Annotated in this window: 10 protein-coding genes and 1 pseudogene; 2 read left to right on the forward strand and 9 right to left on the reverse strand. The window is 71.7% G+C overall.

The genetic code is table 11. From position 1 onward, the window contains the following. The first annotated feature begins 112 nt into the window (after nt 1-112). The gene (locus ACFY4A_RS35725) at nt 113-532 is read left to right on the forward strand and encodes a hypothetical protein (RefSeq protein WP_390833472.1); all 420 of its coding nucleotides are present in this window, start codon (nt 113-115) and stop codon (nt 530-532) included. Here ACFY4A_RS35725 and ACFY4A_RS35730 read toward each other — a convergent pair. From ACFY4A_RS35730 to ACFY4A_RS35765, 8 genes and pseudogenes are all read right to left on the reverse strand, one after another. After that, nucleotides 525-641, reverse strand: a pseudogene (locus ACFY4A_RS35730) (transcriptional regulator); the annotation flags it as partial. The gene ACFY4A_RS35725 and the pseudogene ACFY4A_RS35730 overlap by 8 nt on opposite strands. Before the next feature lie 235 nt (nt 642-876). Next, nucleotides 877-2,259: a sensor histidine kinase gene (locus tag ACFY4A_RS35735; protein ID WP_390833473.1), complete on the reverse strand. Its 1,383-nt coding sequence runs from the start codon at nt 2,257-2,259 to the stop codon at nt 877-879. Between the two features lie 3 nt (nt 2,260-2,262). After that, nucleotides 2,263-2,940, reverse strand: coding sequence for a response regulator transcription factor (locus ACFY4A_RS35740; RefSeq protein ID WP_390833474.1), 678 nt, complete (start codon nt 2,938-2,940; stop codon nt 2,263-2,265). Continuing rightward, on the reverse strand, nt 2,928-3,617 hold the full coding sequence (locus ACFY4A_RS35745) for a 4'-phosphopantetheinyl transferase family protein (RefSeq protein WP_390833475.1): 690 nt from the start codon (nt 3,615-3,617) through the stop codon (nt 2,928-2,930). Before ACFY4A_RS35745 ends, ACFY4A_RS35740 begins: the two co-directional genes overlap by 13 nt. Further along, nucleotides 3,614-4,306, reverse strand: a complete 693-nt coding sequence (locus ACFY4A_RS35750) for a BPL-N domain-containing protein (protein ID WP_390833476.1) — start codon at nt 4,304-4,306, stop codon at nt 3,614-3,616. The genes ACFY4A_RS35745 and ACFY4A_RS35750 overlap by 4 nt, the downstream gene beginning before the upstream one ends. Continuing rightward, entirely contained in the window at nt 4,303-8,358 is a 4,056-nt protein-coding gene (locus tag ACFY4A_RS35755) for a Pls/PosA family non-ribosomal peptide synthetase (protein WP_390833477.1), read from the reverse strand. The genes ACFY4A_RS35750 and ACFY4A_RS35755 overlap by 4 nt, the downstream gene beginning before the upstream one ends. 123 nt (nt 8,359-8,481) lie before the next feature. After that, on the reverse strand, nt 8,482-9,087 hold the full coding sequence (locus ACFY4A_RS35760; RefSeq protein ID WP_390833478.1) for a HutD family protein: 606 nt from the start codon (nt 9,085-9,087) through the stop codon (nt 8,482-8,484). Beyond that, nucleotides 9,084-11,873, reverse strand: a complete 2,790-nt coding sequence (locus ACFY4A_RS35765; RefSeq protein WP_390833479.1) for an aminotransferase class I/II-fold pyridoxal phosphate-dependent enzyme — start codon at nt 11,871-11,873, stop codon at nt 9,084-9,086. Before ACFY4A_RS35765 ends, ACFY4A_RS35760 begins: the two co-directional genes overlap by 4 nt. A 123-nt stretch (nt 11,874-11,996) precedes the next feature. Here ACFY4A_RS35765 and ACFY4A_RS35770 point away from each other — a divergent pair, with 123 nt between their 5' ends. Beyond that, complete coding sequence (locus ACFY4A_RS35770; protein ID WP_390833480.1) at nt 11,997-12,797, forward strand: IclR family transcriptional regulator; 801 nt, start codon at nt 11,997-11,999, stop codon at nt 12,795-12,797. Nucleotides 12,798-12,946: 149 nt separating this feature from the next. Here the strand turns inward: ACFY4A_RS35770 and hutH are convergent, their stop codons facing one another. Next, nucleotides 12,947-14,482: a histidine ammonia-lyase gene (gene hutH, locus ACFY4A_RS35775; protein WP_390833481.1), complete on the reverse strand. Its 1,536-nt coding sequence runs from the start codon at nt 14,480-14,482 to the stop codon at nt 12,947-12,949. Nucleotides 14,483-14,489: the final 7 nt, after the last annotated feature.

Raw genomic sequence — 14,489 nt, forward strand, 5'->3', positions numbered from 1 at the left:
ATCTTCCGTGCGGAACCGGCCAAGGTTGGAGTCACCGGGGCCCGGCGGCCCACTGCGCAGGCGCCCCGGCCCCCGTGACCCGCGTTTTCGACCTCGACGGAGGCTGATCGGCATGTCCGCCACCACCCTGCTCGGCGCCCTCTCCCGCACCGACCACCCGCAGACCATGTTGCGCCGCTTCCTCGCCCTCGACGCCATCGTCACCGGCGTCAACGGACTGGTCTACATGATTGACTCGAAGCCGGTCGGCAACCTGCTCGGCATCAGATCCGGTCTGCTGTTCGAACTTGGCATCTTCCTGGTGCTGTACGCCGCGGGGGTCGGCTACCTCGCCACCCGGAGGCAGCCGTCGGCCCTCGCCGTGAAGGCGGTCATCGACGCCAATGCGCTGTGGGCCGTGCTCAGCATCGTCGCGATGCTCGCCTGGTTCTCGCCGACGACCGCGGGTGCCGTCTGGATCCCCATGCAGGCCGTGACCGTCGCCGGTTTCGGTGTGCTCCAGTTCCTCTCGCTGCGTGCCAGTACGGCCTGAGGGACTGCAGATGCTCGACTGTCGCCGAGTGAGCCGGGAGAAACGTCTCGATGGCCGACTCGGCGACTGTCACGTCCATCGGAGTGCTGAAGGTCGAGATGGACCGGATGATGTCGGCAGGGTGAGCAGGAACGCCCGCGACCGCGGCCACCTCCTGGCCACCGCCCACCTGAACCACCCGTTCGTCCGCCACTGACGGGCCCGTCGCACACTCGTGGTGCGCGCTGCGGCGAGCAGAGCCCGCCCGCCGACGACGAGTCGGCAGGCGGTTGTCCGGCCCGGTCGTGGGGCAGTCCGCGGTAGGGGCAGATCCTGGCGGGCCGGCCGTGGACTTTCTTCTTTCTTCACAGACCCTGTCCCGTCGCCGGCAGTAGGACGATCAGCCGGGCGCCGGGCCGGTTGTCCTCGATGCGGGTGCTGCCGTGGTGAGCCGTGACGGTGTCGCGGACGATGGCGAGGCCGAGACCGCTGCCGCCGGTGTCCCGGGCACGGGCGTCGTCGAGCCGGGTGAAGCGCCCGAAGACGCGCTCACGATCGGCCTCGGGGATGCCGGGCCCGTCGTCGGCGACGATCAGTTCCGCGGTGTCGCCGAGCGTCTGGAGACTGACGTCGATCCGGGTGTCGGCATGGCGCAGCGCGTTGTCCAGCAGGTTGCGTACGACACGGGCGAGGGCGTCCTCGTCGCCCGCCACACGTGCCGCGCCGACGGCATGCTGGTCGATGACGAGCCGCGTACGCCGACGGGCTTCGCGCACCTCGGTGAAGACGATCTCATCCAGGTCGACGGGGCAGGCCCGCAGCCGCGGCCGGGCGTCGAGCCGCGCGAGCTGGAGCAGGTCGTCGACGAGCCGGGTGAGCCGTTCGGTCTGCGGAAGGAGTCCGGTGGCGAGGGACTGCCCGTCGGCCGGGCCGAGGTGCTGGGCTGCGACGGACAGGCGCGTGTGCAGGGTGCTCAGGGGGTTGCGCAGTTCGTGGGCCGCGTCCGCGACGAACCGCCGCTGCCGCCGGGTCGATGTGTCCAGACGCGCCAGCAGGTCGTTGAGGGTCGTGGCCAGCCGGCCGAGCGCGTCGTCGGCGGGCGGTACGTCGAGGCGGCGGCTCAGGTCGGACGCGGTGATCTCGGCGGTCTGGGCGCGCATGCCGTCCACGGGGCGCAGCGCGCGCCCGGTGAACAGCCACACGACTCCGGTGAGGGCGGCGACGACCGCCGGAACTCCGGCGGCCAGGCCGACGGTGAGCTGGGCCAGACCGTGCTCGACGCTCTCGGTGGGTACGGCCACGTAGACGGTCACCGGGTCACGGGCGGTGCCTGCGGGGATGCCGACAGCGCGCCATGTCCCGCCCGTCCCTACGGGAATGTCGTCGACGGTGTGGGCGTGCGGGGTGTCGGCCCGGCTCGCCGGGAAGGTGAAAGCGCGCGGCCGGCCACGCAGGTTGGCGGAGCTGGCCAGCACTTTCCCCTTCCCCGCGATCACCTGTACGGCGACTCCCCCGTGGCCGGCGGTGGGCACTTCTGCCGTGGTCTGGTCGCTTTCCTCCTCCGCCGCCACGACCTGGGCTCGTTGCAGAGCGGTCTGGTCGAGTCCGCCGATCAGGCTGGCGTGCAGCCAGACGACGAGCAGCACGGCGGCTCCGGCCAGACCGGCGGCGATGACCGCGGCCGCGGCCGCGGTCAGGCGCAGGCGCAGTGACCGACGGGCCCACCAGTACCGGATGCCCGCGGCCATCGGTCACCCCGCACCGCCGCGCAGCCGGTAGCCGGCACCGCGGACGGTCTCGATGGTCCGGCGACCGAAGGGGGCGTCGATCTTGCGGCGGAGGTAGCCGACGTAGACCTCGACGATGTTGGTGTCGCCGTCGAAGTACTCATCCCACACGTGGGTGAGGATGTCCGTCTTGCTGATCACCTCGTCGGGGTGCCTGAGCAGGTATTCGAGGAGGGCGAACTCCCTTGTGGTCAGGTCGATCTCGCGGTGCCCCCGGCGGCAGCGGCGGCGCGCGGGGTCGAGAGTGAGGTCTCCGGCGGTGAGGACGGCGGGGCGGGCGGGTGCCCCTCGCCGCAGAAGGGCTCTGAGGTGGGCGACGAGCACGACGTAGGAGAAGGGTTTGCTGAGGTAGTCGTCGGCGCCGAGGTCGAGGGCGTCGGCCTCGTCGTACTCCCCGGCCTTCGCGCTGACTATCAGCACCGGTGTCCAGGCTCGGGCCGCCCGCAGGCGTTTGAGGACCTCGTACCCGGACAGGCCGGGCAGCATGATGTCGAGCACGATGACGTCGTACGGTTCGTGGAGGGCCCGCCACAGTCCGTCCGGGCCGTCGTGTGCCAGATCCGAGACGAAGCCCTCGGCGGCAAGTCCGTCGGCGATCGCCTCGGCGAGTGCGTGCTCGTCCTCGATGATCAGCGTCCGCATGGCAGCCCCTTAAATACAACCATAGCTCCGCACCCGAGCGGCTGTTTCCCGGCGCTCCTTTGGCGGAACGCGATCGCCGCACCGCGGCTGCTGTCCATGGCGATGTCCGCGATCGTCCAGCCGGGCGGACCCTCGGCCGGCGTGACGCCCGTGCCGAGGTGGTCGGTGGACAGTTCCCGGGCCAGGCCGGTGCCGAGGCCCTTGAGGTACGCCTCCTTGCGCACCCACGTCCGGGTGACGGCCAGGGGCTGTCCGTCCTCGGGCAGCGCCGTGAGTTCGGCCCGCTCCCGAGGGTGGAAGCAGGAGGCGAGTCCGGTCGCGACATCGCGTGGCGGGACTCGCTCCATGTCGACGCCGACGGGCGTGGCGGCGAGCGCTATCAGGCAGAGGTCGCCGCTGTGGGCGAGGGAGAAGTGGGGTGTGCCGGCCGCCACTGCCGGCCGGCCGTGGGGTGCGCCGCACACCGGGCACGGTTCCCGGGTGAGCGTCACCTGCCGGGGTGCGATGCCGAGCCGGGCGGCGGGGATGCGGCGCGGTTCCGGGTGCGCGGTCACGTACCGGTCGCGGTCCGCCGCCCGGGCGAAGGCGAGGGCCCGCCGCCGTTCCCGGGCGTCCAGAGACGCCGGATCGGCCTGCGGATCCGCGACCACGAGCCGCAGAACGGGCGGTGGGGTCATCTCTCCAGCACCGATTCCACCAGGTCCATGGCCAGGTCCAAGGTGTGGTGCACAGGCAGTCCGTGATCGGTGTACCAGTCGGTCGTGGCCTCCGGGTGGGGACCGGTGACCGCCACCCGCCCGCGGCCGAAGCGGGTAACGAGGGCGGCGGGGGTGCCGTTGTCGTAGGTGGCGAGGACCGAGGCGTCGGCGTGCTCGTCGAGGACGAAGAGCGGGCCGTCCTGGAAGTACACGGTGCGGGGCCGGTCTCTCCAGGTCACCGTGATCAGTGTGTCGCTCTCATCGTGGACGGTGGCCCCCGGGGAGCAGATGTACTGGTCGGTGTCACCGGGGAGCAGGCCGAAGCCCGGTGTGGCCCCGGCGAGGTAGCCGCCGAGGCAGAACCCGAGGTAGCGCCCGCCGTCGCGGACGAAGTCGCGGATCTCCCGGCGCCGCCGCCGCAGTCTCCGGTAGGCGGAGGCGAGCGTGCCGCCACCGGGCTGGGCGTACAGCAGAGCCCGGGAAAGAGACTCGGCCGACAGCGGAAGCGCCTCGTCCGGGCCGGTGAAGCGGACGTCCAGGTTCCACGGCCCGGAGGAGAGCAGTCCGGCGACCGCCTCGGGGCAGCCGGGCAGCGAGGCCGGGCCGCGGTAGACGAGAGCGAGGGGCCGGCGTCCGGCGGCGGCCTCGGAATGCCTCGGGTGTGTCATGGCTGCCTCACCGCGGGTGCGTCGTCGGCTCGGTCGGCCGCCGGTGCTCCGCCGTCTCCTTCGGCGGGGAGCCCGTGCCAGCTCGTTCCCGGCGTCAGACGCTCGCCCTTCATCACAAGGGACAGCGCCCCGAGCCGGACACCGGCGCCCACCTGGGTGTCGTAGAGGACGACGGTCCGCGCGCCGACGCTCGCGGCGGGGCCGACGGTCACCGTGGACATCTTCATCACGCGGTCCTCGAACAGGTGGGTCTGCAGGGAGGCTTGCATGCCGATCGAGGCGTCGTCGCCCACCTCGACGAGGTCGAACTCGGTGAGGTACGTGGTGCCGATCCAGGTGCGCCGTCCGATGCGGGCACCGAGCCGGCGCAGCACCGGCGGCAGGAACGGCGTGCCCACCAGGGCGCCCACGCCCGCGGGTACCGCCGCCGCCTCGAAGAGTCCGGTGACGAACTCCGTGCGGCGCACGAACAGGCTCCACAGGGGCTCCACACGTGGCCGGTACCGTCCGGCGACGACCCACTTGGCCAGCACGCAGCACCCGATGACGGCCAGCACCGCGCCGGCGGCGAACAGCGGCGACACGAGCAGCGGCACCCACGACCCGGTGTGGCGGGCGGTGCTCGACAGGGCGAGCAGGTACAGGAAGGCCGTGGTCGCGAGCACCGACATGGGCAGGGTGGCGCGGAAGAACTCGATGGCCAGGCGGCCGAGCACGGCCCCGCGGGTGGGCCGGAACGTCTTCTCCTCCGGATAGGACCCGCTGTCCTGGCGTACCGGCAGCCGCAGGGCCGGTGAGCCCAGCCAGGTGCTGCCGGCGGGCACGCGCTCCGGGGGCGGCACCGTGCCCACGCCGACGAGCGAGCCCGGGCCGAGCCTCGTCCCGGCCGGGACGAGGGCCGCGTTGCCCACGAAGGCGCGTTCGCCGATGTCGGTGGGCTCGAAGGCCATGCGCCCGGCCGCGAAGGCGGCGACGCCGACGCCGGCCATGTCGGCGACGAAGCTGCCGTCGCCGAGGGTGAGCAGGTCGGGATCGATGTGCGCCGCGGTGGAGATCTCGGCGCGCCGGCCGACGCGGGCGCCGAGCAGCCGCAGCAGCGGAACGGTGTAGAGCGTGGCGTAGAGCGAGTTGGTGAGGGTGAGGCTCTGCTCCAGCAGCTTGTCGGCGATCCACTTGCGCACGCCCAGCGCCGAGTGCGCCGGATGGATTCCGCGGGGTGTCCTCGGCAGGACCGCCCACTTCCCGGCGGCGACGCCCAGGCACACCGTGGTCACGAAGACCGGGCCGGACAGCGCGGTCGCGGCGAGACCGGCGGGCGGGCCACCGCGCGACCAGGCCCACCAGAGCAGGGCGGCACTCGGCAGGACCGCGGCGACCAGGAAGGTTTCCAGCAGGACCAGACCGAGCACGACGGCGGCCAACTGCCGGGGCCGCCAGCGGTTCGCCTCGGTCCGGTCGTGCAGCATCGTCTCGACGAGCGGAGCGAGTGCCTCGACCGGGCGTGCGGGCGATCCGGCGCGGCGCGCTCCGGCCAGGACGGCCTTGTCCGGGCCCGCCACGGACTGCTCGCCGAGCGCGGATCCGGGGCCCAGGTAGGCGCCTGGTTCGAGGACCGCGTTGGCACCGACGTAAGCCCTTTCGCCGACGGTGATCGGGGCGACGGTGACCCATCCGTCGGCGACCTGCCAGGGGCGCAGCGTGGCGCCGTAGCCGACCGTGGCGTCCCGGTCGACGTACAGCAGGGTGGGCAGGCCGACGAGGCCGGTGGCGATGGTGGTGCGGGGACCGACGCGGGCGCCGAGGAGCCGCAGGTACGGGCCCATGAGTGGGGATCCGCTGAGCATCCGCAGCGGGCTGATCCCCAGCAGCAGCACGTCCAGCAGCCACAGCCGCAGGTACGTCGCCCCCCAGAGGGGGTACCGGCCGGGCCGGATGCCCGCCGCCAGCGGCCGCGCGAGAAGGACGGGAACCAGCCAGCGCGCGGCGAACCAGCCGGCCAGCACCGAGAGGGTCAGCCCTGTGGCCCCCCTGCCCAGCACCTGTCCGTGGCGCAGCACGAGGGATGCGGCCACCGGACCGGTGAGCAGGAAGAGCAGTGCGTAGAAGGCCGTTGCCTGGACGAGACCGGCCCGCGCGATACGGGCGCGGCCGTGCCGCAGGGGGGCGGGGCGGGGCTGCCGCGGCGCGCGGGAGGCGTCGGCCGTGGAGCGCAGCCGTGCCGCGAAGCTGCTCACGGTCGGGTTCTCGTACAGGTCACGAAGAGTGGGACCGGGCCCACCGCCCGGGTCGCGCAGCAGCGACACCGCACGGGCTGCGAGCAGGGAGTGACCGCCGAGGTCGGTGAAGAAGTCGGCCTCCGCGGAGAGTTCGCCGGGGGTCATGCCGAGCGTCCGTGCCCAGGCGTCGCGCACCTTGGCCTCGAGTCGGTCGCGGACCGGCGCCACCTGGCCGGTGCCGGCGAGCCGGCGGCCGGTGGGTGCGGGCAGTCTCGTGCGGTCCGTCTTGCCGCTGGGCATGACGGGCAGCCGATCGAGGAAGTCCAGGGTCGCGGGCACCATGTAGGCGGGCAGCGACCGGCGCAGGCGCCGGTGCAGCCGGGCGGCGAGATCATCGTCGGGGACCGCGCCGTCCCCGGCGGGCACGACATAGGCGGCGAGAACACGGTCGTCGTCGTGTCCCTCGCGCGGCGACACGGGGGTGGTGGCCGCCTGGGCCACACCGGGGTCCTCCAGCAGCACGTTGTCGACCTCCTCCAGGGACACCCGGTAGCCGCGGATCTTCACCTCGTCGTCGGCCCGGCCGAGGTACTCGATCTCCCCGTCGCCGGTGATCCTGCCGAGGTCTCCGGTGCGGTACAGGCGGCCCGAGCCGGGCGCCAAGGGGTGCTGGACGAAGCGCTCGGCGGTCAGGTCGGGCCGTCCCGCGTAGCCGCGTGCGAGGCCTGGACCGCCCAGGCAGATCTCACCGACGGCGCCGAGCGGCACGGGCCGCAGCCGCTCGTCCAGGAGGACGGCAAAGCAGGTCGGCAGCGGGCGGCCGATGGTCACCGGACGCCCCGGCCGGAGTTCCTGCCAGGTGGCGGTGACGGTTGCCTCGGTCGGCCCGTAGGTGTTGAGGATGCGCCGTCCTGGCCTGCTCCACCGCTCGACGAGCGAGGCGGGGCACGCCTCGCCGCCGACGACGACCTGGCGGAGCCGCGGGAGGTCACGGGAGATCGTCGCCAGCAGCGTCGGGACGCAGTACAGGGCGGTGACCTGGTACTCCTGAAGGAAGTCGGCGAGATCGTCGCCCAACTGCCCGGGGCCGCACGGTCCGGCGACGAGCGTGGCGCCGGCCGCCCAGGTGGGCCAGATCTCCTCGATGGAGAAGTCGAACGAGAGGGTCATGCCCTGGTACACGCGATCGTGCGGCCGTATGCCGTAGACGGGTGACACGACGCGCAGAAAGTTGCAGATGCTCGACTGCGCGATCTCCACGCCCTTCGGCCTGCCGCTGGACCCCGAGGTGTACATCACGTACGCCAGCGGATCGTCCGCGCCCTCGGCCACGACGGCAGGCCGCTCGGGCGGCAGGGCGGCGAGTTCTGCGGCACACGTGTCGACCTCGATCACCGGGCACGTCGGGCGCCGCTCCGCCCAGGCGGCACCGGACGCGAGCGCCGACGTGGTCAGCACCACGGCCGCTCCCGCGTCGTCCAGGATGAAGGCGATCCGGTCGGGCGGCGCAGCCGGGTCGATCGGCACGAACGCCGCGCCCGCCTTGCACACGCCCAGCAGACACACGTACATGTCCACGGACCGGGGCAGCAGCAGGGCCGCGCGACTGCCCGGACCGATGCCGACACGGTGCAGATACCGGGCTGCTCGATTGGCGAGTGCGTCGAGATCGGCGTAGGTCAGAAGCCGCGATCCGCATTCGAGGGCCGGGGCCGACGGGGTGCGGTCGCAGGCGTCGTCAAAGAAACGGTTCAGCCTGTCACCGGTGCCCCCGGTTCCCGGGGCCGTGCGGCCCCGGCGAGGAGTGACGGGTGGGGCTGTGGTGTGGGAAACCATGGGCTCCCCCTCTTCGATGCGAGAAGGACTCGCTTCCTCCGTGCGAAAAGGACCCGGTCGTCCCCAGGACTCCTCCAGCCTCGGTGACGCCCGCTGAGAAGACACTGAGAAGCCGAACCGGGGTCAGCCCCGTGTGCCGCTCCGGTCATGTCCCGGCGAGCCGGAAGTGGTGGTGACGGTGACGACCGCCGCCACCCCGTCGACACGAAGGGTGCCGGCGTCGCGGTCCGAGAACAGGACCGCGTCGAACCGGTCGAGGGTGACGCCGGGCTCCCCGACGGCCGCCGTGCCCGTCAAGGCGATCACGAGGACCAGGACCCCGCTCCGCGGGACGACGGAGAACCCCTCACGCGCCATTCGGACGTGCGCCGTGGCGCGGGTGCGCCGCGTCATCACGTTGAGATCGACAATGGGGCCGGCGAGCAGCCGGCAGTCGGTGACCGCATCGCCCGGAAAGGAAAAGGGCTCGTACGAGTCGGCGATGGTGTGCGAGACACCGTCGACGATCAGCTCCATCCCCGCCCCGTCCACGACGGTGATGATCCTGTCCACGCCCGCGAAGGAGGAGAAGGGACCGCCGCGAGCGACGTCGGCGAGACTCACACGCCAGACGAAGTCCTCCAGACCCGCGCTGGAGGCGTCGGCGGCGACTTCCCGGGTCAGACCGCCGCCGTTCTTCCAGCGCGTCACCGGCCGGTCGTGCGCCCGCAGCACCTGGCCGCCCGTCATGCCGTCATCTCCTTCAACGCGGACTCGGTGAAGACCCGGTAACCGGTGTCGGGCCGGTATCCGTGTATCTCGCGAGTGTCGAGAGCCCCCATGTAGCGCAGCACCGTCTCGTTGATCACCTGGCCCGGCACGAGCACGGGGAAGCCCGGAGGGTACGGCGTGACGAAGGTGGCCGAGACGACCTCCCGCCCGGCCGCCACGGCCTCGGCGACGTCCTCCGCCATCACGTACTCGCACTTGTCGTCGTCGTACGCCAGGAAGAACGCCTTGCGCAGGTCCCCCTCCGGCGTGTGAGCGCCCGGACGGAACGCGGCATGGAACGCGCTGAAGTCCGGCAGGGCGGCGGACCCGTCACTGAGAGCGGCGCTTCGCCGACGGTGCAGGGCACGTTCGCGGGGGCTCATCTCCTCGATGTTCTCCTCCAGTTCCTCGACGATCTTGACGAGCACCTCGATGAGGTAGGCGACCGCGCTGCGCGTGGTTCCGATGGTGGTCATGAACAGCAGTGTGTTGCGCGTGGTCTTGTTGACCTGGACGCCGTAGCGGTCCATGAGATGTTCGTGCTTGAAGGTGTCCCCGTCGATGCCCGTGCGGCCGATGTGCAGGGTCGCCCGGGTCGGATCGAGGACGAACTCGTCGTCCTCCCAGGCGGCCGCCATCTTCGCCAGTCCCGTCCGCAGGGGCTGGTCCACACCGGAGGAACGGAACCGGGCGGGTATGAGCTCGGGCGTGGTGAGGAAGTGCAGGTACCGGCTCAGCACCGGGTGCTGGTCGATCGCGTCCCTCAGTACGCCCGCCTGCTCGAGCTGCTTCTGCACCAGTTCGAAGCCCTCCAGTGCGGCCTGTCGGCGGCCGAGGTCGAGCGAGGCGAGGATCTGGTAGTTCGGCGACGTCGACGTATGCGTCATATAGGCCTCGTGGAACGTCTCGGCGGCCTTGTGTCTGAAGTCCTGGTCGAAGACGTGGATCATGGAGCCCTGACGCAGTGACGTCAGCGTCTTGTGTGTCGACTGGGTGGCGTACACCCGGATGCGGACGGTGTCCGGATCCGGCATCAGACGGTGGCTGAGCAGGGTCTCGTCGTCCTGGTCGTCCCCTAGGGCCTCGCGGTGTGCGGCGTACTGTTCGGCGTAGCCCGCGTCGCGGTAGCGCTCGGTCAGCTCGCGTGCCGCGGCCATGGCGGTGCGGCGGCGGTAGACCGGATGGAAGCGGGCGAAGGCGAACCACGCCTCGTCCCACAGGAACGCCAGGTCCGGCTTGAGCGCCAGGCACTCCTCCATCACCCGGGCGGGGTTGTAGACGATCCCGTCGAAAGTGCAGTTGGTGAGCAGGAGGAGCCTGACCCGGTCCAGCAGGCCTTCCCGCCGCAGCATCAGCAGCTTTCGCTTGATCTCCTCCACCGGCACGGCTCCGTACATGCCGTACTGATCCAACGGATAGGCGTCGAGGTAGACCACGTGGGCGCCGGCGAGCATCAGACCGTAGTGGTGCGACTTGTGACAGTTGCGGTCCACGAGCACGATGTCGCCCGGCCGGACCAGGGCCTGCACCACGATCTTGTTGGCGGTGGACGTGCCGTTGGTGACGAAGTACGTCTGCCGGGCACCGAACGCCCGGGCAGCGAGGTCCTGGGCCTCCCGCAGCGGGCCTGTGGGCTCCAGCAGCGAGTCCAGGCCGCCGGAGGTGGCGGACGTCTCGGCGAGGAAGATGTTGAGCCCGTAGAAGCGGGCCATCTCCGGGATCCAGCGAGAGCCGACCACCGAGGTGCCGCGGGAGATGGGAAGAGCGTGGAAGACCCCCGTCGGGCGCCGGCTGTGCGCTCGAAGGGCGGTGAAGAACGGTGCCGTGTAGCGTTCGCCGATGCCGTGCAGGATCGACAGGTGAAGTTCCAGAAGTCCTTCCCGTGCGTGGAAGACCCGCGCGAAGCCCCGGCTGAGCGTGCCCGCGGTCCTCTCCACCGCCCCTTCCGTCATCAGGTAGAGGTCCAGCTCCGGCCGCAGTTCCAGCAACCGGGCGCCGAGCGCCTGGGCCCGCTGCTCGAACCGGTCCTCCTCCGGAAGGGCCTCGGCAGCGGTTCCTTCGAAGAAGCGCCGCACCACCTGGAGGTCGTGCCGGGAACGGTTGGCGAATCGGCGGCGGATGACGACGGCCTGCAGACTGGGGTTCACCAGCGCCGCGATCACCGCGTCCTCGAAACTGGGGGCCACGACGAGGTCGTAGACGAATTCGTCCTCGTCACGGCGCAGCTGGCGCAGGGCCTCCCGCAGCGCCTGCTCCTCCCTCTCGTCGAGATCTCCGACGACGAGCACTTCGAAGTACGGCTTGGTCGCGGGCTCGTGCGGCGAAGGCGGCTCCTCGGCGGCCGCTTCCTCGGCGTGTTCCGGTGCCGGCGGGGCATGCCGGTAGGTGTCCGTGCCCAGTGCCAGGTTCAGGTCGTCCGCGCGCTCGGCCAGCCGGCGCCGGTCACCGATCTCGTGGAGCCGGCGCAGCTCGCCGAGGCCCGCCTTGCCGGGAAAGGCATAGCAGTTCTCGATCGGTGTCAGCAGCCGGAACAGTTCTTCCAACTGCTCGGTCATCGGCTCCGGGCAAGTACCGGCGCTCGGGCCGAGGCCCAGTCGACGTGTCAGTTCCGCCAGCGAGTTCCAAGCGTCGGCGCGCAGCTGCCTGACGCTGTTGTACACGCCTGGGAATGTCACCTCGTCGGTGTGGGCCGCGGCGACGGCCACCGACCGGGCGCCGCGTTGTGGTGCCGACGGGGCGTCGGCCGATCCAGCAGTCTGTGCCATGTGTCCCATGAAGCACCAGGTCATGGCGCTCTTACTACGCCCGGGGGCCGCAATCCGTCTCGTATCCCAGACGCCTCGAGGCGAAGCGGAATCAAGGTTTCCGGACGGACGTACGCTCGCGATATGTCCACGGTCCCTGCCGCAGCACAGGTGCTCGCCGTCCTCCGCTACCTCGCAGCCCAGGCCGGCCCGGTGCCGGCCGCGGCCATCAGCCGCGACGTGGGACTGCCCCGGTCGACGACCTATCACCTGCTCGACACCCTGGCACGCGACGGCTTCGTCGTGCACCTGCCCGAAGAGCGTCGCTACGGCCTGGGAGTCAGCGCCTTCGAGCTCGGCTCCGGATACAGCCGCCAGGCACCCTTCCAGCGCCTGGCGCGGGTTCCCCTGGCACAGCTCGTCGACCGTACCGGGCACAACGCGCACCTGGCCGTGCTGCACGGCCGAGAGGTGATCTACGTGATCGAGGAGCGAGCACCGGGACGCGCGCCGCGGGTCACCGAGGTCGGCGTCCGGCTGCCGGCACACCTCACCGCCAGTGGCCGGGCCGTGCTGGCACGCCTGGCGCAGGCTCAGGTACGCGCCCTGTTTCCCGATGCCTCGGCGTTCGTCCTGCGCAATGGGCTCGGGCCCACCTCGCTGTCCGCTCTGCGCAACCTCCTCGTGGAAGTACGGCGCCGCGGATACGCGACGGAGGACGGCGAGGTCACGACCGGCTTCTCCTCCGTCGCCGCCCCCGTTCTCGATCACAGCGCCCACCCGATCGCGGGTGTGGCGGTCACCTTCCCCGCCGCGGAAGTGGATCCGGAGCGCCGGCAGCAGTTCGCCGCGGAGGTGGCCCGGACCGCCCGCGAGTTGAGCCGCCGCGTCGGCGGCGTGGCTGACGCGCCACGCCGCCCAGGGGAACCGGCTCGCTCGTCGTGAGAGCTCGTACCAGCCCGTGAGCCCGTACGGGCTCGTACGGCCTCGTCATGTCTCTCGCGGCGAGAGGGCGGCGGCCCCGGCGCACCGCGATGGGCGCGCCGGGGCCGCCGCCGACTCCCCGGTACGGGCCGCCTCGGAGAGGGAGGCCGTCAGTGGAGGGGGCCGACCTCGGCCTCGGCGGCGGCAAGGGCCCGGCCGGAGGCCACGAACTGGACGGCCTCCTCGATCTCGGGGGCGAGCCAGCGGTCGGCGCCGGGACCCTCGACCACCTCGCGCAGACCGTCACGTACCGCGGCGGTACCCGGTGCCGGCGTCAGCGGGGCGCGCAGATCCAGGGCACGAGCAGCGGTGCAGAGCTCCACGGCGAGGACACGGGCGAGCCCGTCGATGGCGCGGCGCAACTTGCGGGCGGCGGCCCACCCCATCGAGACATGGTCCTCCTGCATGGCGCTGGAGGGGATGGAGTCGACGGAGGCCGGGCCGGCCAGGCGCTTGAGCTCCGAGACGATCGCCGCCTGGGTGTACTGGGCGATCATGTGTCCGGAGTCGACGCCCGGGTCCTCGGCGAGGAACGCGTTCAGGCCGTGGTTCCGGGACACGTCGAGGAACCGGTCCGTGCGACGCTCGGCGACCGAGGCGAGGTCGGCCACCGAGATGGCCAGGAAGTCCAGGACGCAGGCGACGGGCGCGCCATGGAAGTTGCCGTTGGACTCCACCCTTCCGTCGAGCGTGACCACCGGGTTGTCCACCGCGCTGGCCAGTTCGCGGGAGGCCACCAGCTCGGCGTGCGTGAGGGTGTCGCGGGCCGCACCGTGGACCTGCGGGGAACAGCGCAGCGAGTACGCGTCCTGGACCCGCGTGCACTCCGGACCGCGGTGGCTGGCCACGATCGCCGAACCGGCGAGCAGCGCCCGCAGGTTGGCGGCACTGTCGGCCTGGCCCGGGTGCGGGCGCAGCGCCTGCAGGTCGGCGGCGAAGACGGCGTCGGTGCCCAGCTGTCCCTCGACGCTCATCGCCGCGGTGATGTCGGCGGTGCGCAGCAGCAGCCGCAGGTCGTGGCAGGCCAGGACCAGCATGCCGAGCATGCCGTCGGTGCCGTTGATGAGCGCCAGGCCCTCCTTCTCCTGGAGGACGACCGGGGTGATCCCGGCGGCGGCGAGCGCCTCGGCGGCCGGCTTGAGCACACCCTGCGCGTCCCGGACCTCGCCCTCGCCCATGATCGCCAGTGCGCAGTGTGCGAGGGGGGCGAGGTCGCCGGAGCAACCGAGGGAACCGTACTCGCGCACCACCGGGGTGATTCCGGCGTTGAGCAGCGCGGCGTAGGCCTCGGCGGTCTCCGTACGGACGCCGGTGCGTCCCGTGGCGAGGGTCGACAGACGCAGCAGCATGAGAGCGCGGACGACCTCACGCTCGACCTCGGGACCGGAGCCCGCGGCGTGCGAGCGCACCAGGCTGCGCTGGAGCTGAGTGCGCAGTTCGGTGGGGATGTGCCGGGTGGCCAGTGCGCCGAAACCGGTGGAGACACCGTAGTGCGGGACCGTGTCGTGGGCGAGGCCCTCGATCACTTCCCGGCTGCGGGCGATCTCCTTCAGTGCCTCCGGCGCGAGGACCACGGGCTCGTCGTGACGGGCGACGGAGACAACTTCGTCGGCGGACAGGGGGCCGACATTCACAACAACAGTCATGAATCTA

Origin of the sequence: Streptomyces sp. NPDC001292 (assembly GCF_042896465.1) — a bacterium.
Lineage (GTDB): Bacteria > Actinomycetota > Actinomycetes > Streptomycetales > Streptomycetaceae > Streptomyces.

What these genes read in the sequence shown, in the direction of transcription:
- ACFY4A_RS35765 (WP_390833479.1), bottom strand. Translation starts at nt 11,873, where the DNA reads ATGGCACAGACTGCTGGATCGGCCGACGCCCCGTCGGCACCACAACGC.
- ACFY4A_RS35755 (WP_390833477.1), bottom strand. Translation starts at nt 8,358, where the DNA reads ATGGTTTCCCACACCACAGCCCCACCCGTCACTCCTCGCCGGGGCCGC.
- ACFY4A_RS35750 (WP_390833476.1), bottom strand. Translation starts at nt 4,306, where the DNA reads ATGACACACCCGAGGCATTCCGAGGCCGCCGCCGGACGCCGGCCCCTC.
- ACFY4A_RS35760 (WP_390833478.1), bottom strand. Translation starts at nt 9,087, where the DNA reads ATGACGGGCGGCCAGGTGCTGCGGGCGCACGACCGGCCGGTGACGCGC.
- hutH (WP_390833481.1), bottom strand. Translation starts at nt 14,482, where the DNA reads ATGACTGTTGTTGTGAATGTCGGCCCCCTGTCCGCCGACGAAGTTGTC.
- ACFY4A_RS35735 (WP_390833473.1), bottom strand. Translation starts at nt 2,259, where the DNA reads ATGGCCGCGGGCATCCGGTACTGGTGGGCCCGTCGGTCACTGCGCCTG.
- ACFY4A_RS35770 (WP_390833480.1), top strand. Translation starts at nt 11,997, where the DNA reads ATGTCCACGGTCCCTGCCGCAGCACAGGTGCTCGCCGTCCTCCGCTAC.
- ACFY4A_RS35725 (WP_390833472.1), top strand. Translation starts at nt 113, where the DNA reads ATGTCCGCCACCACCCTGCTCGGCGCCCTCTCCCGCACCGACCACCCG.
- ACFY4A_RS35745 (WP_390833475.1), bottom strand. Translation starts at nt 3,617, where the DNA reads ATGACCCCACCGCCCGTTCTGCGGCTCGTGGTCGCGGATCCGCAGGCC.
- ACFY4A_RS35740 (WP_390833474.1), bottom strand. Translation starts at nt 2,940, where the DNA reads ATGCGGACGCTGATCATCGAGGACGAGCACGCACTCGCCGAGGCGATC.